This window comes from Methylobacterium goesingense, assembly GCF_022179225.1.
Lineage (GTDB): Bacteria > Pseudomonadota > Alphaproteobacteria > Rhizobiales > Beijerinckiaceae > Methylobacterium > Methylobacterium goesingense.
On sequence record NZ_BPQL01000102.1, the window covers coordinates 1 to 23,171 of the forward strand.

Annotated in this window: 23 protein-coding genes; 6 read left to right on the plus strand and 17 right to left on the minus strand. The window is 70.9% G+C overall.

Annotated features, from left to right (window positions below; all coding sequences use genetic code 11):
* The 5 genes from MFF30_RS17880 to MFF30_RS17900 all read right to left on the minus strand — a co-directional run.
* The coding region (locus tag MFF30_RS17880; protein ID WP_238280830.1) for a biotin/lipoyl-containing protein at positions 1 to 583 on the minus strand (583 nt) is incomplete at its 3' end.
* 45 nt (positions 584 to 628) lie between these two features.
* The gene (locus MFF30_RS17885) at positions 629 to 910 is read right to left on the minus strand and encodes a DUF5076 domain-containing protein (RefSeq protein ID WP_238280855.1); all 282 of its coding nucleotides are present in this window, start codon (positions 908 to 910) and stop codon (positions 629 to 631) included.
* 59 nt (positions 911 to 969) lie between these two features.
* Positions 970 to 2,412 carry a pyruvate dehydrogenase complex E1 component subunit beta gene (locus MFF30_RS17890; protein ID WP_238280831.1) on the minus strand — a complete coding sequence of 481 codons (1,443 nt, stop codon included), beginning with the start codon at positions 2,410 to 2,412 and terminating at the stop codon, positions 970 to 972.
* A gap of 100 nt (positions 2,413 to 2,512) precedes the next feature.
* Entirely contained in the window at positions 2,513 to 3,607 is a 1,095-nt protein-coding gene (gene pdhA / locus MFF30_RS17895; protein ID WP_238280832.1) for a pyruvate dehydrogenase (acetyl-transferring) E1 component subunit alpha, read from the minus strand.
* 142 nt (positions 3,608 to 3,749) lie between these two features.
* The gene (locus MFF30_RS17900; RefSeq protein WP_238280833.1) at positions 3,750 to 4,061 is read right to left on the minus strand and encodes an FtsB family cell division protein; all 312 of its coding nucleotides are present in this window, start codon (positions 4,059 to 4,061) and stop codon (positions 3,750 to 3,752) included.
* A gap of 78 nt (positions 4,062 to 4,139) precedes the next feature.
* Between MFF30_RS17900 and MFF30_RS17905 the strand changes: the two genes are divergently transcribed.
* Together MFF30_RS17905 and mntR are read left to right on the plus strand one after the other, a co-directional pair.
* A complete protein-coding gene (locus MFF30_RS17905) occupies positions 4,140 to 5,027 on the plus strand; it encodes a LysR family transcriptional regulator (protein ID WP_238280834.1) in 888 nt (295 codons plus the stop codon).
* A 106-nt stretch (positions 5,028 to 5,133) separates the two neighbouring features.
* Positions 5,134 to 5,586: a manganese-binding transcriptional regulator MntR gene (mntR, locus tag MFF30_RS17910; RefSeq protein WP_238280835.1), complete on the plus strand. Its 453-nt coding sequence runs from the start codon at positions 5,134 to 5,136 to the stop codon at positions 5,584 to 5,586.
* Positions 5,587 to 5,600: 14 nt separating this feature from the next.
* On the opposite strand, the gene MFF30_RS17915 is transcribed toward mntR, so the two are convergent.
* The 3 genes from MFF30_RS17915 to MFF30_RS17925 are packed head-to-tail and all read right to left on the minus strand — an operon-like array spanning position 5,601 to position 12,324.
* Entirely contained in the window at positions 5,601 to 6,512 is a 912-nt protein-coding gene (locus MFF30_RS17915) for a transglutaminase family protein (RefSeq protein ID WP_238280836.1), read from the minus strand.
* On the minus strand, positions 6,509 to 9,028 hold the full coding sequence (locus MFF30_RS17920; protein WP_238280837.1) for a circularly permuted type 2 ATP-grasp protein: 2,520 nt from the start codon (positions 9,026 to 9,028) through the stop codon (positions 6,509 to 6,511). Before MFF30_RS17920 ends, MFF30_RS17915 begins: the two co-directional genes overlap by 4 nt.
* Entirely contained in the window at positions 9,025 to 12,324 is a 3,300-nt protein-coding gene (locus MFF30_RS17925; RefSeq protein ID WP_238280838.1) for a transglutaminase family protein, read from the minus strand. The genes MFF30_RS17920 and MFF30_RS17925 overlap by 4 nt, the downstream gene beginning before the upstream one ends.
* A 350-nt stretch (positions 12,325 to 12,674) precedes the next feature.
* On the opposite strand from MFF30_RS17925, the gene MFF30_RS17930 reads away from it, so the two are divergent.
* Positions 12,675 to 13,823, plus strand: a complete 1,149-nt coding sequence (locus MFF30_RS17930) for a zinc-binding metallopeptidase family protein (RefSeq protein ID WP_238280839.1) — start codon at positions 12,675 to 12,677, stop codon at positions 13,821 to 13,823.
* A gap of 4 nt (positions 13,824 to 13,827) precedes the next feature.
* On the opposite strand, the gene MFF30_RS17935 is transcribed toward MFF30_RS17930, so the two are convergent.
* The 5 genes from MFF30_RS17935 to MFF30_RS17950 all read right to left on the minus strand — a co-directional run bounded on the left by MFF30_RS17935 (position 13,828) and on the right by MFF30_RS17950 (position 17,066).
* The gene (locus tag MFF30_RS17935; protein WP_238280840.1) at positions 13,828 to 14,223 is read right to left on the minus strand and encodes an acyl-CoA thioesterase; all 396 of its coding nucleotides are present in this window, start codon (positions 14,221 to 14,223) and stop codon (positions 13,828 to 13,830) included.
* A gap of 86 nt (positions 14,224 to 14,309) precedes the next feature.
* Positions 14,310 to 14,438 (minus strand): hypothetical protein, encoded by a 129-nt coding sequence (locus MFF30_RS26010; protein WP_283205917.1) that lies wholly within the window; start codon positions 14,436 to 14,438, stop codon positions 14,310 to 14,312.
* Positions 14,439 to 14,646: 208 nt separating this feature from the next.
* Positions 14,647 to 14,940, minus strand: a complete 294-nt coding sequence (locus MFF30_RS17940) for a hypothetical protein (protein WP_238280841.1) — start codon at positions 14,938 to 14,940, stop codon at positions 14,647 to 14,649.
* Between the two features lie 259 nt (positions 14,941 to 15,199).
* Entirely contained in the window at positions 15,200 to 15,385 is a 186-nt protein-coding gene (locus tag MFF30_RS17945; RefSeq protein ID WP_238280842.1) for a YegP family protein, read from the minus strand.
* Positions 15,386 to 15,566: 181 nt separating this feature from the next.
* Positions 15,567 to 17,066: a DEAD/DEAH box helicase gene (locus tag MFF30_RS17950; RefSeq protein ID WP_238280843.1), complete on the minus strand. Its 1,500-nt coding sequence runs from the start codon at positions 17,064 to 17,066 to the stop codon at positions 15,567 to 15,569.
* Between the two features lie 428 nt (positions 17,067 to 17,494).
* On the opposite strand from MFF30_RS17950, the gene MFF30_RS17955 reads away from it, so the two are divergent.
* Both MFF30_RS17955 and MFF30_RS17960 read left to right on the plus strand, forming a co-directional pair.
* Positions 17,495 to 18,910, plus strand: a complete 1,416-nt coding sequence (locus MFF30_RS17955) for a lipopolysaccharide biosynthesis protein (protein WP_238280844.1) — start codon at positions 17,495 to 17,497, stop codon at positions 18,908 to 18,910.
* Positions 18,910 to 20,118: a GNAT family N-acetyltransferase gene (locus MFF30_RS17960; protein ID WP_238280845.1), complete on the plus strand. Its 1,209-nt coding sequence runs from the start codon at positions 18,910 to 18,912 to the stop codon at positions 20,116 to 20,118. The genes MFF30_RS17955 and MFF30_RS17960 overlap by 1 nt, the downstream gene beginning before the upstream one ends.
* Before the next feature lie 6 nt (positions 20,119 to 20,124).
* On the opposite strand, the gene MFF30_RS17965 is transcribed toward MFF30_RS17960, so the two are convergent.
* The 4 genes from MFF30_RS17965 to MFF30_RS17980 form a co-directional block, all read right to left on the minus strand.
* Positions 20,125 to 20,895 carry a prephenate dehydrogenase/arogenate dehydrogenase family protein gene (locus MFF30_RS17965; protein WP_238280846.1) on the minus strand — a complete coding sequence of 257 codons (771 nt, stop codon included), beginning with the start codon at positions 20,893 to 20,895 and terminating at the stop codon, positions 20,125 to 20,127.
* Between the two features lie 191 nt (positions 20,896 to 21,086).
* On the minus strand, positions 21,087 to 21,443 hold the full coding sequence (locus MFF30_RS17970; RefSeq protein WP_238280847.1) for a hypothetical protein: 357 nt from the start codon (positions 21,441 to 21,443) through the stop codon (positions 21,087 to 21,089).
* Positions 21,444 to 21,459: 16 nt separating this feature from the next.
* Complete coding sequence (locus MFF30_RS17975; protein WP_238280848.1) at positions 21,460 to 21,714, minus strand: hypothetical protein; 255 nt, start codon at positions 21,712 to 21,714, stop codon at positions 21,460 to 21,462.
* A gap of 112 nt (positions 21,715 to 21,826) precedes the next feature.
* Complete coding sequence (locus MFF30_RS17980; RefSeq protein ID WP_238280849.1) at positions 21,827 to 22,138, minus strand: hypothetical protein; 312 nt, start codon at positions 22,136 to 22,138, stop codon at positions 21,827 to 21,829.
* A 179-nt stretch (positions 22,139 to 22,317) separates the two neighbouring features.
* On the opposite strand from MFF30_RS17980, the gene sseA reads away from it, so the two are divergent.
* Complete coding sequence (sseA, locus tag MFF30_RS17985) at positions 22,318 to 23,166, plus strand: 3-mercaptopyruvate sulfurtransferase (RefSeq protein ID WP_238280850.1); 849 nt, start codon at positions 22,318 to 22,320, stop codon at positions 23,164 to 23,166.
* Positions 23,167 to 23,171 lie beyond the last annotated feature (5 nt).

Below are 23,171 nucleotides of genomic sequence, written 5' to 3' on the forward strand. Positions count from 1 at the left end.
CGTCGCGCTCGATCACCCGGCCGCGGGGGCCGGAGCCCGTCACCGCCGCCAGGTCGACGCCCTCCTGCTTGGCGATCCGGCGAGCCAGCGGTGAGGCGAAGACGCGCCCACCCTCGGCCCCGGGGGCCGACGCGGCGCCGACAGTCTCCGCGCCCTTGCCGCCATCGGGCTTCGCGCCGTCCGGCGCTGCGTCGACGCGGGCGTAGGACATCGTCCCGCCGCCCGGGGTTGCGTTCTCGGCATCCGCCTTCGGGGCTTCGGTCTTGGGAGCCTCGGTCTTGGGAGCCTCGGCCTTGGGAGCTTCTGCGCCGCCCGGGGCCTGGATGCTGGCCGGGTCCTCGCCGTCCACGGCGATGATCGCGATGAGGTCGTTCACCGGCACGTCGGCCGTGCCCTCGGCCACCAGGATCTTGGCGAGCACGCCCTCGTCGATGGCCTCGACCTCCATCGTCGCCTTGTCGGTCTCGATCTCGGCGAGCACGTCGCCGGATTTCACCGCATCCCCCTCCTTCTTGAGCCACTTGGCGAGGTTGCCCTTCTCCATCGTGGGCGACAGGGCGGGCATCAGGACGTTGATCGGCATGGGGTGAAATCCTGATCGTCAGCGGGCGAGTTAGGGGGGCGGCGGTCAGTTCAGAATCGGGGAGTCGGGGTCGAGGCTCTCGGCTTCGAAGCCGGCGCTGATGCGCGCGAAGGCTTCGTCCTCGGCCATCTCCGTCTCCAGCGCGTAGACCCGTGCCGCTTGGCGGGCGAGGTCGGCCAGAAGACGGCCCCAGGTCGCTGGATCGTCGAAGGAGCGGCGCAGGGCGATGCTCACCGCGCCGTCGACGACGCTGGCGCGAAGCACCTCGATGCCACCGTTCTCGATGGCATCCGGCGGGGCGGAAAGTTCTTCGAATTTCTGGGTCATCATCTCGTCTCCGGTCTCTCCCCGGCACGGGGAGAGTTGGAGGTGAACGCGTGCGGCCCTCAGCGGTAGCAGACCGCCTTCACCGCCTCGATGACCTCGGCGACGTTGGGCAGCGCCAGCTTCTCGAGGTTGGCCGCGTAGGGCATCGGCACGTCCTTGCCGGTGACGCGCAGGACGGGGGCGTCGAGGTAGTCGAAGGCGTCGACCATCAACCGGGCCGAGATCTCGGCGCCGATACCCGATTGCGGGAAGCCTTCCTCGACGGTGACGCAGCGGCCCGTCTTCTTCACCGATTCCACCACGGTGTCGGTGTCCATCGGGCGCAGGGTGCGCAGGTCGATCACCTCCGCCTCGATGCCCTCCTCGGCCAGCGCCTGCGCCGCCTTGAGGGCGTAGGTCATGCCGATTGAGAACGACACGATGGTCACGTCCTTGCCGGTGCGGTGGATGCGCGCCTTGCCGATGGGCAGCACGAAGTCGTCGAGCTTCGGCACCGGGAAGCTCTGGCCGTACAGGATTTCGTTCTCGAGGAAGATGACCGGGTTCGGATCGCGGATCGCGGCCTTCAGGAGGCCCTTGGCGTCGGAGGCGGTGTAGGGCGCGATGACCTTGAGGCCGGGCACGTTGGAGTACCAGGCCGAATAGTCGTGGCTGTGCTGGGCGCCGACGCGGGCGGCCGCGCCGTTGGGGCCACGGAACACGATGGGGCAGCCGAGCTGGCCGCCGGACATGTAGAGAGTCTTGGCCGCCGAGTTGATGATGTGGTCGATCGCCTGCATGGCGAAGTTGAAGGTCATGAACTCGACGATGGGGCGCAGGCCCGTGAAGGCCGCGCCGACGCCGATGCCGGCAAATCCGTGCTCGGTGATCGGTGTGTCGACCACGCGCCGCGCGCCGAATTCCTGCAGCAGCCCCTGCGTGATCTTGTAGGCGCCCTGGTACTCGGCGACCTCCTCGCCCATCACGAAGACGTCGTCGCTCCGCCGCATTTCCTCGGCCATCGCGTCGCGCAGGGCCTCGCGGACGGTCGTGGTGACCATCTCGGTGCCCTCCGGGAACTCCTCCATCACCGGCGCGGGCGCCTTGTTGGTGATGGTGGCGGGCGCCGCCGGGGCCTTCGGCGCGTCGTCGCCGGTCTTGGCGCTCGGGGCGGGCTTCTCCGCCTGGCCCTCGGCCTGCATGTCGGGCGCCGGGGCGGGCTGGGCGGACGCCTCCGGCTTCGGGGTGCCGCCGCCGGCGGAGGCCGCCGAGATGTCCTCGCCCTCGGCCGCGATGATGGCGATCGGCGTGTTGACCTTCACGCCCTCGGTGCCCTCCTCGACCAGGATCTTGGCGAGCACGCCCTCGTCGATGGCCTCGACCTCCATCGTCGCCTTGTCGGTCTCGATCTCGGCCAGCACGTCCCCGGATTTGACCGGATCACCCGCCTTCTTCAGCCACTTCGAGAGCTTGCCCTCCTCCATGGTCGGAGAGAGGGCGGGCATCAGGATGTCGGTCGCCATGAAATACTCGTCGATCGAGGATGAGGCGGTCAGCCCGTCGGAGGCAGGGGCGCAGCCGCTGGCGCGGCGTGCGCGCCCGGCCTCCGGCGCGTGATGGGGCTCAGGCGCGGGCTTCCAGCAGGATGTCGGTCCACAGCTCGGCCGGATCCGGCTCGGGATCGTGCGTGGCGAACTCGGCGGATTCGTTCACGGTCTCGCGCACCTTCGCGTCGGTGGCCTTGAGATCGGCCTCGGGCACGCCGTGCATCTCGATCAGGCGCTTGCGCACCATCTCGATGGGGTCGTGCTCCTCGCGCATCTTCGAGACCTCGTCCTTGGTCCGGTATTTGGCCGGGTCGGACATCGAGTGGCCGCGATAGCGGTAGGTCTGCATCTCGAGGATGTAGGGGCCTTGGCCGGACCGGGCGTGTTCGATCGCCCGGGTCGCGGCCTCGCGCACGGTGCGGACGTCCATGCCGTCCACCTGCTCGCCGGGGATGCCGAACGAGATGCCGCGCTTGGAGAAATCGGTCTGGGCCGAGGCGCGGGCGACCGACGTGCCCATGGCGTAGCGGTTGTTCTCGATCACGTAGACCACGGGCAGCTTCCAGAGCTGCGCCATGTTGAAGCTCTCGTAGACCTGGCCCTGGTTGGCGGCACCGTCGCCCATGTAGGTCAGGCTGACGTTGCCGTTCTTCCGGTAGGCGTCGGCGAAGGCGAGCCCGGTGCCCAGCGAGACCTGGGCGCCGACGATGCCGTGGCCGCCGAAGAACTGCTTCTCGCGGCTGAACATGTGCATCGAGCCGCCCTTGCCGCGGCTGTAGCCGCCGCGCCGGCCGGTCAGCTCGGCCATCACGCCCTTGGGGTCCATGCCGCAGGCCAGCATGTGGCCGTGGTCGCGGTAGCCGGTGATGACCTGATCGCCCTCGACCGAGGCCATCTGCATGCCGATCACGACGGCTTCCTGGCCGATGTAGAGGTGACAGAATCCGCCGATCAGGCCCATGCCGTAGAGCTGGCCGGCCTTCTCCTCGAAGCGCCGGATCAGCAACATCTCGTGATAAGCGTGGAGGTCTTCGTCACGGGTGAACTGCGGCGCGTTCGGGGCCGGCGCGTGGGTCTCGGCCGCACCCCCGGACTTCGCCCCCGCGGAGCGTTTGGCTCCCGCCCGGCTCGTATCGGAGGCAGCTTGGCCTGCATCCTTCGCGGCATCCATCGGCAACTCCCCGGGACCATCTGTTCACCCGGGGTTCTAGGGCACGCCTCCGGGGAAAGCGAGGCCGCCGGCCCGACAGAACGGGGAAGTTGTCAGTTGCGAAGCCCCTGCGTCGGCGAAGAGTTTTGCCCTGCGGGTGGCCTCACGGATCGATGATCACGACGTCGTTGGCGTGCACGCGGCCGAGCATGACGCGGGCGCGCTCCTCCAGCAGGTCGCGGTCGATCTGCTCGCTGCGCAGGAGCGCGACGCGGTGCTCCCAGATCGCCCGGTCGGCCTTTGCCGCCGTGAGTTCCTGGTTCAGCGCCCGCGCCTGGATCTTGAGAGCGCGCTTCGCCTCGAGGCCACGGTTGCCGCTCTCGGCCTGATGCACGAAGAAGCCCACGACGAGGCCCGACACGGCGTAAAGGCCGAGGGGCATCAGGACAGCACGGACGCGACGACGAACCACCATGCCGGCAGGATGCGCGCACAGGGTTAAGGAAGTGCTGACGCGCAGGGGAGACACCGCCATGCAGAAGGGCCCACGTCGATGATGCGCTTCGACCTCGTCGACCTCTCGCTGTTCCGGCACGTGGTGGAGGCGGGCTCGATCACCCACGGCGCGGGGCGCGCGAACCTCGCTCTGGCCGCCGCCTCCGTGCGCATCCGCGCCATGGAGGAGACCCTCGGGGCGGCCCTCCTCACGCGTGGGCGCCAGGGCGTGGTGCCGACGCCGGCGGGTCGCTCGCTCCTCGCCCATGCGCGCGGGCTCCTCGAGCGCATCGACCGCATGCAGGAGGATCTGGCGGCCTTCTCGGGCGGCACGGTGGGGCAGATCCGGCTCGTCTCGAACACCAACGCACTCACCGAATTCCTGCCCGAGGTCCTGAGCGCCTTCCTGGCGCGCCAGACCGGCGTCAGCGTCGACATCGAGGAGCGGACCTCGGACGAGATCGTCGGGCTGGTGGCGGAGGGCTCGGCCGATCTCGGCATCGTGGCCGGCACCGTCGATACCGGCGCGCTGGAGACCTATCCGTTCCGGCAGGACCGCTTCGTGATGGTGGCGGCGACCGGGCACCCCCTGGCGGGGCGGACCTGCGTGGCCTTCGCGGAGGTGATCGAGCACCCGCTGGTCGGCCTCGACCGGACCAGCGCCCTGACCCGCTTCCTCGCCGACAAGGCCGCGCGGACGGGCCGACCGCCCATGCGGCTGCGGGTGCAGCTGCGCAGCTTCGACGCGATCTGCCGGCTGGTGGCCTGCGACGTCGGCCTCGGCATCGTGCCCGCGACCACGGCGGCGCGGGCGGCCCGCACCATGCCGCTGGCGATCGTGCCCCTGGAGGATGCCTGGGCCCTGCGCGACCTCACCATCTGCGTCCGGGACCTCGACGCCCTGCCCCGCTTCACGCGGGATTTTGTGACCCAACTCCGGGGCTGATCCGGCTTTCGGGCCCCGGGGGGGCTCCCATCCGGGGCCGCGCTTGGCTACAACCCGGCTCGGGCGCCGTTCGGCGCACGCCGAACGGGGGGAGTTCGCCGGCCAGATGCAGGATTCGACCTCCTCCGCGCCCGATACGGCCCTCGTCGACCCCGACGTCCACGTGGAAAGCTTCCGGCAGGCCCGCGAGGCGCGCCGCCTCGAACTCGTGGAAGATTACGTGGAGTTGATCGCCGACCTCATCGGCGACGGCGGCGAGGCCCGACAGGTCGATATCGCGGCCCGGCTCGGGGTCGCCCAGCCCACCGTCGCCAAGATGCTCAAGCGCCTGGCCGAGGATGGCCTCGTGCAGCAGCGGCCCTACCGGGGCGTGTTCCTCACCGAGGCGGGCCAGGCCCTGGCCGTGCAGAGCCGCGAGCGCCACCGCATCGTCGAGCAGTTCCTGTGCGCCCTCGGCGTCAGGCCCGAGATCGCGCGCCGCGACGCCGAGGGCATCGAGCACCACGTCAGCGCCGAGACCCTCGAGGCGTTCCGGCTCTTCACCGAGCGGATGGGCTGAGGCGCGAAGCCGGATCAGGCCGATGCGGCCAGATCCGCGTGCTCGGGCATGGGCTCGCCGTCCGGCACCACGTCGACCTCGACCTTGAGCTTCTGCGGGCCTGAGGCCGAGACGATGCCGTCGATGGGCGAGACGTCGGTGTAGTCGCGCCCCCGCGCCACGACGATGTGGTCGTCGCACATGCCGATGCCGTTGGTGGGATCGAGGCCGATCCAGCCCTCCCCGCACCAGACCGAGACCCAGGCGTGGCTTGCATCGGCGCCGCGCAGGCGCGGCCGCCCCGCCGGCGGGATCGTGCGCAGGTAGCCGCTCACGTAGGCCGCCGGCAGGCCGAGGCCCCGCAGGCCTGCGATCATGATGTGGGTGAAGTCCTGGCAGACGCCGGCCCGCAGGGCGAAGGCCTCGGCCAGCGGCGTGTGGACGGTGGTGGCTTTGGAATCGAAGGTGAAATCGGCCCGGATGCGACGCATCAGGTCGACGGCCCCGCCATAGGCGCTGCGGCCGGGGGGGAAGCTCGCCCGGGCGTAGTCCGTCACCGCCGGCACCAGGGGCACGCGCACGCTGGGGAATTGGAAATGCACCGGCCGGTCGGGGTCGAGCCCCTGCCCCGTCACCGCCCGGTCACGCACCGTCTCCCAGGCCGGGCCGGATTCGGGCGCAGGCAACGGATCGCGCTCCACGCGGACCCGCGACAGGGCCTCCACTCGCAGCTCGGTATGCGGCGCGTCGATCGTGACCGAGACCACGTCGAGGCCGAAATAGTCGCGCCGGACCACCCGCAGGCTCGGGTCCGGGCTGATGGTCAGCGCGCTCTCCAGCACGGTCTGGCCCTCGCCGTCGCGCGGCCGCAGGCGCAGGGCGCAGCGCGCGAAGCGCACGGGCCGCGTGTAGCGGTAGGTGGTGAGGTGGCGCAGCGTGTAGATCACGCGAGTCCCACGAGCTTTTCCGGGCGCAGGGCGTGCGGTCCGTTGGGAAAGTAGCGGGTCGCGATGGCGTCGGCGAGGCGTTCCACCTCGTTCTCCAGGCGCGTCAGGGCCGCACCGTCGAATTCCGCCGCCTCGCCTGAGGCGAACTCCGCCGCGAGCTTGGACGCGAGGCGCTGGTGCGGCTCGGGCAGGCCGTCGACCCGCAGCACCGGCAACTGGCCGAGATGCCGGGCGATCGCCTCCACCTGGAAGGCCACCGAGCGCGGGTTGAACGGATCGAGCAGCACCATGTCGCGCACCGGATCGAGGGCGACGCCCTGGAGGTAGCGCGCGCCGAACGAGACATGCGCGTCGCAGAGCGACAGCATCACGCCGAGATCCTCCGCCGTGGCCGCGTCGCAGGCAAAGCGCGTGGCGAAGCTGAGGGTGTTGATCGCCCGCTCGATGCGTCGCCCGAGATCGACGAAGTGCCAGCCGGCGGTGCGGTTCATGTTCTCCTGCGCGAGGCCGGAGAGGGCCGCGATGTGGCTCAGGGCCCGCTCGGCGAGGCCGAGCAGCTGGGCCTCGGGCAGGGCCTGGGTCGCATCGATCTCCAGGAGATCCCGGAGGTCGGCCAGCGCCCGCCACGCCTCGCCCGAGAGGCGCTCGCGCAGGGTGGCGGCGTTGGCCCGGGCCGACAGGCTGTGGCGCAGGGCCGAGCCGTAGGTGTCGCGCCCGCTCAGCGCCTGCTGCGCCAGGGTGCCGGTGGGCAGGTCTGGCGCCTCGATAGCCCCCCACTCGTCGAGGAGCGCGCGGATGCGCAGAGCCGTCGGCGCCTTGGCGTCGCCCGCCATGTCGGCGATCACGGCCGAGCCGACGCTGCCGAGATGCGCGATGACGAGGCGGATCACCGCTTCCGCCCGCTCCACGTAGCGCCCGAACCAGAACAGGTTGTCGGCGGCCCGCGACGGCAGGTGCCCGGCGATGCGCCGGACCCGGGTCGAGCCGGGCTGGATCAGCGAGACCGCCTCGACGGGATCGCGCGACAGAATCCAGACATCGGCCGACTTGATGCCGGCCCGCATCTCCAGGGGTTCGACGTCGGGCCGCTCCGAGATGCGGCAGAACCCGCCCGGCATCACGCGCCAGCCGCCGGGCGTCGCCGCCGCGAACACCCGCAGCACGAAGGGGCGTGGCACCAGCCGCAGGGCCCCGCCCGTGCGGTCCCAGGCCGGCATGGTGGCCAGCGGCATGGTTTCCTGGGCGACGTAGTCGAAGGGCCGGTCGCGCAGGGCGGCGAGGAGGTGGTCCCGCTCGGCATCGAGGGCGTGGGGCGCCAGGATCGCGTCCCGGACGGCGCCCTTCGGCGGGGTCGCCACCGGGCGCAGGCTCAGGGCGCCGAGATTGTCGCGGACCTCCGCCAGGGCGTCCGGATCGCCGCACCACCAGGTCTTCGGGCCGGCGAGGCGAAGGTCCCGCCCGCGGAGGTGCCGGGCGATGTTCGGCAGATAGGCGGCCAGCGCCCCGGATTCGAGGATGCCGGAGCCCGGCATGTTGCCGACGACGAGGCTGCCGTTGCGCAGGGCCTCCACGAGGCCGGGCACGCCGAGGCGCGAGGCCGGGTTGAGCTCGAGGGGGTCGATGTAGTCGGAATCGATGCGCCGCCAGAGTACGTCCGCCCGCTTGAGACCCGACACCGTGCGGATGTGCAGGGCGCCGTCCTGCATCACGAGGTCGTCGCCCTCCACCAGGAGCAAGCCGAGATAGCGGGCGAGCGCGGCCTGCTCCACGTAGGTCGAGCTGAACACCCCGGAGGTGAGCAGGCAGATGCGCGGGTCGCTGCGCTCGGCCCCCACGGCGAGACCATCGCGAAAAGCCTGGAAGAAGGCCGCGAGGCGTTCCACCTGCAGGTCGGCGTGCAGGTCCGGGAAGGCGCGGGTCAGGACGAGGCGGTTCTCCAGGGCGTAGCCGGGCCCGGAGGGGGATTGGGTGCGGTCGGCCAGCACCCGCCAGCGCCCGTCGGGACCGCGGGTGACGTCGGCGGCGTAGAGCTTGAGGAAACGTCCGCCGGGCGGTTTCACCCCCACGAGCGGGCGCATGAATTCGGGGCTGCCCGCGACGGCGGCGGCCGGCAGCAGCCCGCGCGCGACGAGGCGCCCTTCGCCGTAGATGTCGGCGAGGATCGATTCCATCAAGCCGGCCCGCTCGACGATGCCGGCGCTCAGGGTCTCCCAGTCGTCCTGCTCGATGACGAGGGGCAGGGAGCCCAGCGGCCAGGCATGTTCCCGCTTGTCGCCGTAGATCCGGTAGGAGATGCCGGTGTCGCGGATGCGCCGCACCGCCGAGACGAAGCGGGCGCCGATCTCCAGTTCGTCGAGGTCGCCGAGACGGTCGAGGAAGCGCGGCCACGCCCCCTTGGGCCGGCCGTCCGCATCCATGAACTCGTCCGGCACCCCTGCCTGCGGCCGGTAGGCGGAGGTCCAGCGCGCGAGGCGCTCGGCCCGTCCCTGAACCTCCCCTGCGGCCGCTTCGCTCATGGCGCGGTCGTGCCCGGGGGCGTGTAGCCCGGGGGCACGGGCGTGCGCAGGTCGAGGGTCATCGGGAACTCCCGGTTCAACTCCTCCACGGGCATCGCGACCGGGCCGGCGGTGTGGCCGTGCGGCTGGAAGCGAGCGAGGCGCCGCCCCTCCGCCTCGTAGGTGTTGACCGGGAAGGTCTCGTAATTGCGCCCGCCCGGATGGCTGACATGGTAGCGGCAGCCGCCCAGCGACCGGCCGCTCCAGGCGTCCAGGATGTCGATCGTCAGCGGCGAGTGCGCGGGAATCGTCGGGTGCAGCGACGAGGCCGGCTGCCAGGCCTTGAAGCGCAGGCCGGCCACCGCCTCGCCGGAGGTTCCGGTGCTGGTCATGGGCAGGCGCCGGCCATTGCAGGCGATGATGTGCCGGCCGGGCACGTAGCCCTCGACCTTCACCTGCAGCCGCTCCACAGACGAGTCCACGTAACGCACGGTTCCCCCGATCGCGCCCTCCTCGCCCAGCACGTGCCAGGGCTCCAGGGCCTGGCGGAGTTCGAGCTTCACGCCGCCCTGCTCCACCGTCCCGAAGACGGGGAAGCGGAACTCGCGCTGCGCCACGAAGGCCGCCGGGTCGAAGTCGTAGCCGGCCCCCCGGAGGTCTTCCAGCACGCCGAGGAAATCGGCCCACAGGAAGTGCGGCAGCATGAAGCGATCGTGCAGGCCCGTGCCCCAGCGGACACAGCCGCCCTCCTGCGGTTCGCGCCAGAGCCAAGCGACGATGGCGCGCAGCAGGAGTTGCTGCGCGAGGCTCATGCGCGGGTCCGGCGGCATCTCGAACGAGCGGAACTCGAGGAGTCCGAGGCGGCCCGTGGGGCCGTCCGGCGAGTAGAGCTTGTCGATGCAGATCTCGGAGCGGTGGGTGTTGCCCGTCACGTCCACGAGGATGTTGCGGAAGATGCGGTCCACGAGCCAGCGCGGGATGTTGGGCGCATCGGGCCGGGGTACCTGCGCCATCGCGATCTCGAGCTCGTAGAGCCCGTCGTGGCGCGCCTCGTCCATGCGCGGGGCCTGGCTCGTCGGGCCGATATAGAGGCCCGAGAACAGGTAGGACATCGCCGGGTGGCGCTGCCAGTACAGCACGAGGCTCTTCAGGAGGTCGGGCCGGCGCAGGAACGGCGAGTCGTTCGGCGTGGCGCCGCCCAGCACCACGTGGTTGCCGCCCCCGGTCCCGGTGTGACGGCCGTCTGTCATGAACTTCTGGGCGCCGAGGCGGGTCTGGCGGGCATCCTCGTAGAGGTCGGTGGTGATCCGCACGGCCTCCCGCCAGGACGGGGCCGGGTGCACGTTCACCTCGATCACGCCGGGATCGGGGGTGACCTTGATGACGTTGAGGCGCGGATCGAAGGGGGGCTCGTAGCCCTCGATATGCAGCGTCTGCTTCAGGGCGGCGGCCGCTTCCTCGAGGTAGCCGAGGAGCTCGAGATACTCGTCCACCCGCTGCAGCGGTGGCATGAAGACGTGGAGGATGCCGTCGCGCGGCTCCACCGCGAAGGCGGTGCGCACCGCGACGCCGGTGACGCCGGAGCCGTTGACGGTCTTGGCGCCGGGATGGCCCTCCGGCAGCGCGTCGCGATCCTCCAGGGTGTCCTGCGGCTGGTAGTAGGGGTAGTGCTCCGGCGGCACGAAGGGCAGCGAGGAGAGCGGCAGGCGGTAGCCTACCGGCGAGTCCCCCGGCGTCAGGAAGGCGTGGCCGCGCCGGAACTCCCAGGGCTCCGAGATCCAGAGCCGCTCGGAATCGCCGTCCTTGCCGACCGGAAGGCTCGCCAGCGGCAGGGCGTAGCCCGCGGCCTCGCCGAGCCCACGGGCGAACACCCGCGCCATCCGCGCATTCGCCTCCGGGTTGGGGTAGCGCGGCTCGGACGTCGTGACGTTGATCGGCAGCTCGTCGCGCTTCTCGGTCCAGTAGACCGGGTCCTCGAAGGCCGGGAACACGTAGGCCCCGAGGCCGATGCGCTGGGCGACGGCGTCGATCAGGTCCTTTGCCTTGTGGATGGTGGCGTCGCGCGGGCCGTCCTCCGGCGCGATCAGGGCGGCGTCCTTCCAGACCGGCACCCCGTCCCGGCGCCAGAACAGGGCGAAGGCCCAGCGCGGCAGGCTCTCGCCCGGATACCACTTGCCCTGGCCGTAATGCAGCATGCCGCCCGGCGCGAAACGATCACGCAGGCGCCGGATCAGCTTGTCGGCGAGGCCGCGCTTGGTCGGGCCCACGGCGGCGGCGTTCCATTCGGCCGACTCGAAGTCGTCGATGGAGACGAAGGTCGGCTCGCCGCCCATGGTCAGGCGCACGTCCTGGGCCGTCAGGTCCGCGTCGATGCGCTCGCCCAGCGCGTCCATCGCCGCCCAGACTTCCTCCGAGAACGGCTTGGTGATGCGGGGCGCCTCGGCCACGCGGGTCACCGACATCTCGAAGCCGAACGTGACCTCGGCCGGCTCCGCCAAGCCCGCGATCGGCGCGGCGGAGGCGTAGTGCGGGGTCGCGGCCAGCGGGATGTGGCCCTCGCCGCAGAGGAGACCGGAGGTGGCGTCGAGGCCGATCCAGCCGGCGCCGGGCAGGTACACCTCGGCCCAGGCGTGCAGGTCGGTGAAGTCGGTGCTGGTGCCGGCCGGGCCGTCCACCGCGGTGGTGTCGGGGATGAGCTGGATCAGGTAGCCCGAGACGAAGCGGGCGGCCATGCCGAGCCGGCGCAGGATCTGCACCATGAGCCAGGCGGAGTCGCGGCAGGAGCCGCTCTTCAGCGTCAGGGTCTCGGCCGCCGTCTGGACGCCGGGCTCCATGCGCACGCCGTAGGTGATCTCACCCGCCACCTGGGCGTTGAGCGCCACCAGGAACAGCACGGTGTTCGTCTCGGCGGGCAGCCGCTCCAGGAAGGCGTCGACCTCCGGGCAGAGGGCGTCGTCGAGGACGAGGTAGGGCTTCAGCTCGGCAGTGAGATCGTCCGCGTAGGCGAAGCCCCGGGTCTGGGCGTACTCTTCCACGAAGAAGTCGAACGGGTTGATCACCGACATGTCGGCGATGAGGTCGACCTCGATCTTCAGTTCGGACGTCTTCTCGGGAAACACCAGCCGGGCCAGCCAGTTGCCGTTCGGGTCCTGCTGCCAGTTGATGAAGTGATTCTCGGGCAGCACCTTCAGCGAATAGGCCGGCACGGCGGTGCGCGTGTGGGGCGCCGGGCGCAGCCGGATCACCTGCGGGCCGAGGGAAATCGGCTTGTCGTAGGTGTAGTGCGTGACGTGGTGCAGGGCGGCTTTGATCGACACGGGGGCTCCCGCTGTAGCTGGACAGGGCGCCGGGCGCGAAGGGCGCGCACCGGCGGCGGAGAAACGGGGCACCGCCCTGCGGTGTCCCGGAGGAAGCTTCGCTATGACATACGCGAACACGGACCCTTGTGCGATGGCCTTCACGCGGCGGCATCATGAGGGCACGCCCGGGGGGCGGGCTTGCAAGTTTCGTGCATCGGGCGTTCGATGCACGCCGGGCGAGCGGCGTCCGGAACTTCACGTGTTGCGCACGCTTTGCCACCGGCGAGCGCGCCGATCCGCTATGACGGTTCCTTCACGAGCGGCGTGCGACGCTGGATGTGACAGGCGAGGCGTCCCGCGACGGGTTCATGAAGATCTTCCAGTGCCAGGCCTGTGACCAGCCGATCAGCTTCGAGAGCACGCATTGCGAGAGCTGTCAGCGTCGGCTCGGCTATGTCTGCGCCATCCACGAGATGTCGGCCCTGGAGCCGGTGGGTCAGGTCTGGCACGCCTATGCCGACCCGGCGCGGCGCTACCGCTTCTGCGCCAATGCCCATTACGACGCCTGCAACTGGCTGGTGCCGGAGGATTCCCCGGACCGCTACTGCTTCACCTGCCGGCACAACCATGTGGTGCCGGACCTCTCGATCGCCTGGAACCTGACGCGCTGGCGCCAGATCGAGGCGGCCAAGCACCGGTTGTTCTACTCGCTCCTGCGCCTCGACCTGCCGCTGATGACCCGGGACCAGAACCCGACCACGGGCCTCGCCTTCGATTTCTTGGTGGATCCCTCCGAGAGCTACCAGATCGGCCCACCGGTGCTGACGGGCCACCGCAGCGGCCTCATCACCCTGAACATCGCCGAGGCCGACGACGTCGAGCGCGAGCGCCGCCGGATGCTGTTCGGCGAGTATTACCGCACCCTGCTGGGGCACTTCCGGCACGAGATCGGGCACTATTTCTGGAACGTCCTGGTGCGCTTCGACCAGAGCCTCTGGACCTTCCGCTCGCTGTTCGGCGACGAGCGGCTGAACTATTCGGGCGCGCTCCAGCGCCACTATTCGCAGGGCGCGCCGGCGGACTGGGAGGACACCTACGTCAGCGCCTACGCCACGGCCCATCCGTGGGAGGATTTCGCCGAGACCTGGGCGCAGTACCTCCACATCGTCGATACCCTGGAGACCGCCAGCGCCTTCGAGATGCACGTGCGCCCGCGCCTGCGCCACGGACCGGCCGAACCCGTGGTGATCGACTTCGATCCCTACCGGACCACGGATTTCAGCCGGATCGTCGAGGCGTGGCTGCCCCTGACCTACGCGGTCAATTCGTTGAGCCGGAGCATGGGTCAGCCGGCCCTGTTCCCGTTCAAGCTGACGCCGGCGGTGATCGCCAAACTCTCCTTCGTGCACGAGCGCATCGAGACCGTACGCTGCATGGCCAGCAGCGATTCCGACGCCGACATCCTGAAGGCGGTGATCTCGGGGCTGCGCCAGAAGGTGGCCGCACCCAACGCCTGACGAATCAGGGCGTGTCCAGGGGCCGGGGCCGGCCCTCGTCGTCGATGGACACGAAGGTGAAGGTCGCCTCCGTCACCTTCTCGCGCACCTGGGTGCGGAAACGTCGGGCCCAGGCCTCGACCTCGATCTTCATCGACGTGCGCCCGACGCGGTCGATCCGCGTATAGACGCAGAGCACGTCGCCGACGCGCACGGGCCGGATGAAGGTCATCGCGTTCACCGCGACGGTAACCGCCCTGCCCTGCGCGCGCTCCACGGCGGCGATGCCGCCGGCCTGGTCCATCTGCGACATGACCCAGCCGCCGAAGATGTCGCCGTTGGCGTTCGTGTCGGCCGGCATCGCGATGGTGCGCACCGTCAGGTCGCCCCGGGGAAGCGACACCCCGTCCGTCTCGGTCATGATCTCACCCGTCTGCGCGCGCCGGATCCCGGCTGGCTCCACCATAGGACGAAGACGGCGGGGCCGCCCATCCGTGACCGGGTGAATCAGGGCAGCGCACCGGCCCATTTCAGGCCGCCGGCGAGGATAATGGCGAAGGCCGACACCAGGATCTCGAGGGGAAGCGATTTCCAGGGCGCGCAGGCGGGCGCGCGCCGTTCGGCGATGGCGTTCATGGATTATCCTCCGGAGCGGCCCGATCTGACGCGGGCCGTCTCGCATCTAGCAACTTATCGCATGGACTCCCGGCTTCCCAGCCGCAATTGCGAAATTTAGTGCCGTTGCACAGGCTGCCCGAAACAACGCGGCCCGGCCCCCGCGCGAACGGGAACCGGGCCGGGACGACGCAAAGCACCGTCCGAACGTGTCGAAGGTCTCTAGAACTTAGTAGTAGAAGCGGCGCGGGCCGTAGAAGCGGCGGCCGTAGTAGGGACGCGGGCCGTAGAAGCGACGCGGACCATAGTAGCGGCGGCCGTAGAAAGGACGCGGGCCATAGAAACGGCGCGGGCCGTAGAAGCGGCGACGGTAGCCATAATACTGGACCGTCTGCACGGCGGCCGGGGCTGCCTCGCTCTGAAGGGCGAGGGCAGGACCGATCGGGGCGGCTGAAGCGCCCTGGGGTGCCATGGCGGCAAAGCCTAAGGCCAGCAGCGCGGCCAGCACGAGTTTCCTCAGCACGTTCTCAACTCCTTGAAATCTGTCGAGTTCGACATCCGTGCCCGCGCGAAGTCCGTTCGCGATCCGAACCCGGTCGCATCAAACGCACGAGCGGCCGAAAGCGTTGCGGGCGCATCGCGCGGCTTGGGTGGAATGGTCAACGAAGCCCTGCGCCCCGAGTCCGGGACGCGCTGACGTTCGGCGGACGACACGCCGCCATCCGGCCGCGTCCACCGACCTTCCGGGGTCACGCACGATCACGGTCCGGTACACGTCCGCTTCAGGCGATCCTGAGGGTCATGTCGACGATCGCCGCCTCGGCGCTGCCCTTCACCAGCGCGATGCCGTGCTCGCAATCCTCGCGGCGGACGTAGGCTTCGGCGGAATCCGCGACCACGTTGCCGTTCTGGGCCCGCAGGCGCCAGCGCCAGCCGCCCGCCGAATCCCGGTACAGTTCAAACCGCATCGCTCGCCTCCGGTGAGGCCGGACGCAGGGGCCCGGCCCCTTTGAGATGGCCTTCGGGCCCGACTTGGCAATGGCCGTTGAGTCGACCCGACCATCCCCGTTGGGCCACCCGGTCCCAGAACGAAAAACGCCGCCCCGGCTGGCCGGGGCGGCGTGATCTCAGGTCAGATGCTGGTCGGGTTCAGGAGCGCGGGCCGCGATCCAGCCAACCGATGGCGCGGCCTTCGCCGCTTCCCTGCGGGCGCGGCGCCCGGGGGCGCTCGCCACGGGGCTCGGACCGATGCTCGGCCGGAGCGGCCTGGCGGCGCTCGCCGCGCGGCTCACCCCGGTTCTCCTGCGGACGGGGCGCTCCGTCGGCACGGGCCGGGCGCCCGGCGCCACCGCGGTTCTCACCGCCGCGACCTTCGAAGCCACGGCCCTGGCCGGGCCGGCCGCCGGGGCGGCTGCTCGGACGCTGGCCCTGGCGCTGACCGGGACGCTGGCCGTTTGGCGCGGGACGGCGCTCCTCGGCCTGGGCGTTGTCCGCCGCCTCCTGGCGGGAAGGCGGGCTGAAGCCCTCGGGGAAGCCCGCAACGGGGATCTTCTGGCGCGTGGTGCGCTCGATATCCCGCAGGTAAGCCTTCTCCTCGTCGTTGCAGAACGAGATCGCGAGCCCGTTCGCACCGGCGCGCGCGGTGCGGCCGATGCGGTGGACGTAGCTCTCCGGCACGTTCGGCAGGTCGTAGTTGATGACGTGGCTCACGGCCTCGACGTCGATGCCGCGCGCCGCGATGTCGGTGGCGACCAGCACCCGGCAGGAGCCGTCCTTGAAGGCGGCCAGCGCCCGCTCGCGCTGCGGCTGGGACTTGTTGCCGTGGATGGCGGAGGCGTTGATCGAGACCTTCTCCAGGCCGCGCACCACGCGGTCGGCGCCGTGCTTGGTCCGGGTGAAGACGAGCACGCGCTCGATCGCCGGATCGCGCAGGATGTGGTTCAGCAGCGCCTGCTTGGCGCCCGTATGGGCGAAGATGACCTCCTGGGTCACGCGCTCGGCGGTGGTGGCGACCGGCGTGACCGCGACCTGGACCGGATCACGCAGATACTGGTCGGCGAGGCTGGCGATGTTCTTCGGCATGGTGGCCGAGAAGAACAGGCTCTGGCGCTCCTTCGGCAGCATCTTCACGATGCGCTTGAGGGCGTGGATGAAGCCGAGGTCGAGCATCTGGTCGGCCTCGTCGAGGACGAGGATCTCGACGGCCTCGAGGGTCAGCGAGCGGCGCTCGATGAGGTCCATGAGGCGGCCTGGCGTAGCGACCAGGATGTCGACGCCGTTGGCCAGCGCCTTCTCCTGACGGGAGATGGTGACGCCGCCGAACACCACGGTGTTGGTGAAAGAGAGGTATTTCCCGTAGTCGGAAAAGTTCTCGGCGATCTGGTTGGCGAGTTCGCGGGTCGGCGAGAGCACGAGCACGCGGCAGCCGCGGCGGATCGGCCGGCGCGGGGTCTCGGCGAGGCGGTGCAGGATCGGCAGCGCGAAGGCCGCGGTCTTGCCGGTGCCGGTCTGGGCGATGCCGCAGAGGTCGCGGCCCTGCATGGCGGGGGCGATGGCCTGCGCCTGGATCGGGGTCGGGCTCTTGTAGCCGGCCTCCTCCAGCGCCCGCAGCACGGGCTGGGCGAGGCCGAAATCGGTGAATTGGGTCAAGGAATAACTTTCAGGCAGCGGGACCGTGCCGGACGACCTCTGGGCGAGGCGCGTCATCGAAGACGATGGTCGGTCCGTTGAGCTGGAGCCGCCCGCGTGCGGGGGCAGTCCGGGTGCATGCACGTTGAAGAGAGGGGCTCAGGTCGCTCGGGGCCCGCTGATGCGATCCGTCGATCCGTCACGCAGCCCTCTCAAGCGGAACCATGACGGCCGCTGACGCTGCAGTCGCGATATGAGCCTTCGCGCTTGCGAAGTCAATCGAAGCGCCTCGACACGGCGTCGTCCGACCAGCCCTCATGCGCCAGGTGCATGAGGCGCCCACGACGGGCCGTGGCCCCGGGACCGTTGACGTGTCGGCAACACTGGCGTGTTACCGCAGGCGAACGAGGCCGGAGCGACCGGCCGGGCTGGTTGCGCCCTGGGGACCCATGATCGCGCGCCACACCCTGACCTATGTGGGTTCGCGGGGCTTTGCCGCCGCCCTGAACATGGCGGCCCTGGCGGTGTTCACCCGCCTCGCGCCGACCGACGTGTTCGGTCTCTACCTGCTGGTCCTGTCCTGGGCGCTGGTGCTCTACAGCGCCACCTGCCAATGGCCGAAATTTTCGTTCTTCGCCCTCTATGCCGAGGACCGGGCGGCGCTGCAGGTCGGCACGGTGGTCCGGCTCCTCGGCGGCATGTTGCTGCTGGCCGGACTCGGCGCGGCCGGGGCGGCGATGGCGGGCCTCATCGCCCCGCGCGCGGCCGCCGCCATCCTCGTCGCGGTCGTCGGCATGACGGCCTTCGAGGGGGCCGCCGAGATCGCCCGAACCCGCCTCGAAGTCTCCGCCGTCGCCCTCTCCATCATGCTGCGGTCCGTGCTGGTGCTCGGCCTCGGCAGCGCCGCCCTGCTCGGCGGGGGCGATGCCGTCGCGCTCCTGGTGGCGACGGCGCTCGCCAACATGCTGGCGGCGATCCCCTCGCTCGTCGCCATCCGGGCCCTGCTGCGCGGGCCGGGGGACCGCGCCGAGGCCAGGCGCCTGCTGATCTATGGCTGGCCCCTGGTGCTGTCCTTCGCGGCCGCCGCCCTGGCGCAGACCCTGGACCGGCTCATCATCGGGGCCAGCATTGGTGTAGGTGAACTCGGCGCCTACGGGGCCTTCGCCGATTTCCTGCGCCAGAGCTTCGTGGTGTTCGGCGACAGCATCGCCCTCGCGCTGGTCTCCATCGCCAAGCGCGAGGCCCGGGAGGGGGGCCTGCCCGCCGCGCGGCCTGTGCTGGAGGACGCGGCCCGGCTCCTCACGGTGATCGCGGCTTTCGGGGCGGTGTTCTTCCTGTCCTTCGACGACGTCCTCGTCGGCATTCTGCTCGGGCCGGATTACCGCGAGACGGCCCTGCGGGTGGCGCCCCTGCTGGTGACAGCGAGCATCCTGCAGATGCTGCGCGCCTATTACTTCGGACAGGTGATCTACTTCACGCCCACCAGCCACCTCGACGCCGTCGCCTCGGTGACGTTGCTGGTCGCCATCGGCGCACTCTCGGCCGTGCTGGTGCCCCGCTACGGCGTCGAGGGAGCGGCGCTCGCCATGGCGGTCGGCCAGGGCCTCGCCTGCCTCGTGTTCCTGTTTGGCTCGCGCGGCGGCAGCCGCATGCCGGTGCCGGTGCGGGACGTGGCGATCATCGTCTGCGCCGCGCTCCTGTGCGGCCTCATCCTGGCGGGCCTGGACCGGCTGCCCCTCGATCCGCGCGCGGGCCTCGCCCTCAAGCTCGCCTGCCTCGCCGTGGTCTCGGTCGCGACGGGCTGGGCCTTCAACATCCTCGGCGTGGCCGACCTCACGGCCCGCCGCTTCAAGCGAGCCGCCTGATGCGACAGATCCGGTCCCGCAGCGTGGTGACGCCGGACGGCCTCGTGGTCGCCCTGCGCCCCCTGGAGGCGAACGCCCCCTGGATCGAGGCCTGGCGCGACCTCGGCCGCCGGCCCCTCGTCGACAACCTGTTCTACGACCCCGACTTCGCCCTGCCGGCCTCGGGCGCCTTCGGCCGTGGCGTGCAGGTGGCCCTGGTGGGCGACCGGGCGCCGGAGGAGCCGGGCCTGCATCTGCTCGGGGCCTGGCCGGTGCGGGCCAGGCGCCTGCGCTGGGGCCTGCCCCTCATCCTCACGATGGGTTGGATGCATGAGTTCGGAATCTTCGGGGTGCCTCTCCTCGACGCCGCCGAACCGGCCCGCGCCCTCGACGCCCTGTTCCTCGGCCTGCGCCACCTCATCGGTCCGCGCCTGATGCTGACCCACGTGCCCACGCAAGGCCCCTTCGCCGAACTCCTCTCTAGTTGGCTCGACCGCAACCGGCTCCGCCACGCCCGGTTCTGGGCGCACGAGCGCGCCCTCCTCGACCTGACGGGGCGCGATTCCGTGGCGCGGACGGCATACCTCGCGCATCTTTCGTCCCGAAAGCGCCGCAAGCTGCGCCAAGCCTGGGAGCGGCTCAACGCGGACGGGCCGGTCAGCGTCGAGACGATCCGCGATCCGGCCGACCTGCCCGCCGCGATCGACGACTACATCGCCCTGGAGAGCGCCGGCTGGAAGGGGCGGCGCGGCACCGCCATCGCCGACGATCCCCGCCAGGCCGCGATGATGCGCGCGGCCATCGCGGCTTTCGGCGCCCGCGGCGACGTCCGGATCGACTGCCTGCGCCGCGATGGGCGCACGTTGGCGGCGGTGGTCAGCTTCGTTACCCGGAAGCGGCTCTGGAGCCTCAAGATTTCCTACGACGCGTCGGTTGCCCGACATTCCCCCGGCGCCCTCGCCTTCCACCAGCTCACCCAGGACATCGTCGCCGATCCCGCGATCGCCAGCGCGGATTCCTGCGCGCCGCCGAACTACACCCTGCCGGAAACCTTCTGGACCGAGCGCCTGGCCCTCGCGCACATCCTCGTCGAAACCCGCGGCGGCGATCCGCTCTTTCCCCTCGCGGCGCGCCTGGAGCGGGCACGGGCCGCCGCCAACGTCCGGGTCAAGGGCTGGCGGGACCGCCTGCGCGCCCGCCGGCAAACCGACACCGGCGACCCGGTCTGAGCCCCCTCACGCCGCCCGATCCCGCTCCTGCACGGGGTCCGTGGTGAGCCGCGTGGCCTGGGCGACGAAGCGGCGCCGCACCTCCTCCGCGTAGGGGTTGGCGCGCGCGATGGCGTCGTACACCTCCGGTGCGTCGTGCCGGACCATCTCCACCGCCTGCATGAGAAGATCGAAGCTGCGCGTGGTCATCCGCGTGGGCAGCGGCTCCATCGCAAGCATCGCCCGAGCGATCAGATGGGTCAGCCCCTGGCTGGCTGCGGCGTCCCGGTCATGTGCCTCCGGCGTGGTCAGAATAACGTCGAGACTTAGAGCGCTCCGCAGGAAAGCCGCGACGCGCCGGGACCGATCGCCGCGCACCTCGCAGACCGCGATCCGGCAGCCGCGCAGACCGTCCTGCGCGCTCTGCGGGCCGAACAGCGGATGGGTCGCCACGATGGCGGCGTGCGCCGGCAGGCCCCGGCGCATCACGTCGGCGGGGACGACCTTCACCGATCCGACATCCAGGACGAGCACGCCCGGGCGCAGGTACGGACGGATCGCCGCCACGACCTCGGGCAGGGCGGCGACAGGCGTGGCCAGGACCACGATCGGACAGGTGGCCGCCTCGGCGAGGCTGGTCAGCCGCACGCCCTCGATCCCGGAATCGTCCGACGCCGTGGGGTCGTGAGCCAGCACGGGGAAGTGCCGCGCGAGGGGCCCGGCGATCAGGCGGCCGAAGGCGCCGAGGCCGATCAGGCCGAGGGCCGGGCGGGACGATGGAAGCGGGACGGACGACACGGAAGCTGACCTCGGAATGAGCCGGGCCGTCGACGCGTGACTTGGAGAAGATCAACCGCCGGCGACGCAGCGGTTGGGGCATGACGAGCCCGGCCGCTAAGGAAACGGCGTGTGATAGCGGGCGGGGCGGAACGTCGGGGTCATGGTGCGGTGCTTCTAGGCTTGTGGCCGACGCGGCGTCAACGCGAACCTCACCAGCCGAAGCGTCCGATCTCGGCGAGGCGCGCCTGGGTCGCGGCCTCGTCGCGCCCGAGGGTGGCGAGGCGCTGCGAGAGCCCGTAGCAGGTGGCGCAGAACCCGAGCTGCAGCAGGGGAATGCCGTCCTGACGCGCTTGCGCCACGGATGCGATCAGGCAGGCGATCACCGGCTGGCCCTCCGCGAGATCGAGGCACGCACCGCGCGGGCTGCCGAAAAGGGGTCGGTTCGGCCAGTTCAGCGAGACCACCGTGCCGCCGCGGCGGTCGGGGGCCGGCGGCACGGTGTAGCTGCGCAGGAACAAGGCCGCAAAGGCGAGAACCAGGGTCGGAAGGATCAGGGCGCGCCACATGCCGGATCTCGATCCCTCAAGACGGCTCGTCGAACCGGCTCCAGCGGAACACCTCCGTACCGGCGCCGTCGATCACCCGTACAGCCTCGGCCGGCGCACCCGAGCGCTGCGGCGCGCGGGCCCGGGCGAACACCGAGAGGGCCCGCTCCTTGGCGGCCTCGACGGAGCCGGTCCGCACGGAGATGCGCTGGCTCACCGGGTCCTCGCCGCGCGCGCCGGCCTCGTCCTCCGAGGCGAGCACTTCGATGTGATAGGTCTCGCGCGGGGTCAAAGCATGTCCTGGGGGCGTTGCGGTATTGGTGCCGTTCCCTCCATAGCCGCCGCTTTCTGCCTTGGCACCGTGCGTCGCCCGGCTGCGACGAAAAAGGCCGGCGCGATTGGTCTCAGCGCGGAAGCGCACCGGCCGGCGCGCCGCCGGACCTGATGCCGCCTCCGGTGCTCGGGATAGGGGCCGCACTCGGATTCCGCGCGGCGCCGGTCCCCGGTCCGACCCCACCCGTGCTGCCGGTCACGCCCGCGCCGCCGGTGCTGCCGACGCCGCCCGAACTGCCTATCCCGGGGTTGTTCACGCCAGAATTGCTCATGCTGGGATTGCTCATGCCGCTGGTGTTTCCCGACCCGCCGGTCTGCGCTTGGGCGGCAGCGGCGCCGAGGGCCAGGGTCGAGGCGGTGAGCAGGATGGTCGCGATGCGCATGGAGGGGCTCCTGAGGTCGATCTACCGGGTGTCAACGCCGTCGCGAAGTTGCGGGTTCGGTTGGCCGGCGCGCCGGCTGGGCGTGCAACACCTGTCCGGATGTGGTTTGGTGCCGGTTCGCGAGCGCCCGAGGGCGAGTCCCGGCCGGAGTCCCTCCGGTCCATCGAGCAGAGAACACCATGGCGACGACGCCCTTTGTCACGGCCGAATGGCTCCACGCCCGCCTCGGCGCCCCCGACATCGTGATCCTCGACGCGTCCTGGTACCTGCCGGCCCAGGGTCGCGACGCGCGCGGCGAGTACTTGGCCGGGCACATCCCCGGCGCGATCCGCTTCGACATCGACACGATGAGCGATGAGACCTCGCCCCTCCCCCACACGCTTCCGCGCCCGGAGGTCTTCGCGTCCCGCATGCGGGCGCTGGGTATTGGCGACGGGGCGCATATCGTCGTTTATGACGGGATGGGCCTGTTCTCGGCGCCGCGGGTGCGCTGGATGCTGCAGACCTTCGGCGTCCGCGACGTCGAGATCCTCGAGGGCGGGCTGCCGGCCTGGATCGCGGCCGGCTACCCCGTGGAGGAGGGCGAGGGGCGACCGCGCAACCGGCGTCACTTCACCGCCCGCCTCGACCACGGCGCCGTGGCCGATGCCGGCGACGTCGTCCGCGCTCTCGAGACCGGCAGCGCGCAATTGGTGGACGCCCGCTCCGCGCCGCGCTTCCGCGGTGAGGAGGCGGAGCCTCGCCCCGGTGTCCGCCCCGGCCACATGCCGGGCGCCCGCAACGTCCATTACGCCGCGCTTCAATCCGACGGCCGCCTGAAGGACCCGGAGGCCCTGCGCGCGGTCTTCGCCGAGGCCGGCGTCGACGTGAACAAGCCGGTGGTCACCACCTGCGGGTCCGGCGTCACCGCGGCGATCGTCGGTCTGGCCCTGGAGACCCTGGGGCGCCCTCAGCGCGCGCTCTACGATGGCTCCTGGTCGGAATGGGGGGCCGATCCCGCCCGTCCCGTGGCGACCGGTCCGGCGTAAGCGCC